Raw genomic sequence first — 513 nt, 5'->3', positions numbered from 1 at the left:
CACCTTGTAAGCGGTAAACATCCTGTACTTCGTTAACGATATAGTTGGCAAGGGCCGTTTGACCTTTTAAACGTAAGATATCGTGCGGGTTTTGTGGACCATCAGCAATAACCTCACCACGTGCCACCGTCTCATTTTCAAAGACGTTGATCTGACGCCATTTCGGGATTAGCTCTTCATGTACTTCGCCGTCTTCATTGGTAATAATAAAGCGATTTTTGCCTTTGGTTTCTTTACCAAAGCTAACCACACCTGTCATCTCTGCCATGATGGCGTGATCTTTTGGACGACGCGCCTCAAACAAGTCAGCCACACGTGGTAGACCACCAGTGATATCTTTTGTACCTGAAGTTGCTTGTGGTACACGGCCTAAGATAGAACCTGCGGCTACTTTCTCACCATCGCTAACACGAATAATCGTTTCAGCAGGTAAGAAGTAAACAACTTCTTTGCCTTCATCAGTATTCAAAATGATGGCAGGACGTAAATCTTTTGCCGTACTTGAACGATCAC

1 pseudogene is annotated in these 513 nt (G+C 44.6%); it reads right to left on the bottom strand.

Annotated features, from left to right (window positions below):
• Positions 1-513: pseudogene (locus tag ACS8FD_RS24700) on the bottom strand (DNA-directed RNA polymerase subunit beta'); the annotation flags it as partial.

It is taken from the genome of Psychrobacter sp. 1U2, from assembly GCF_051847575.1.
The sequence above is the reverse complement of the archived record's forward strand: the minus strand, read 5'-3'. Positions and strand labels throughout refer to the sequence as shown.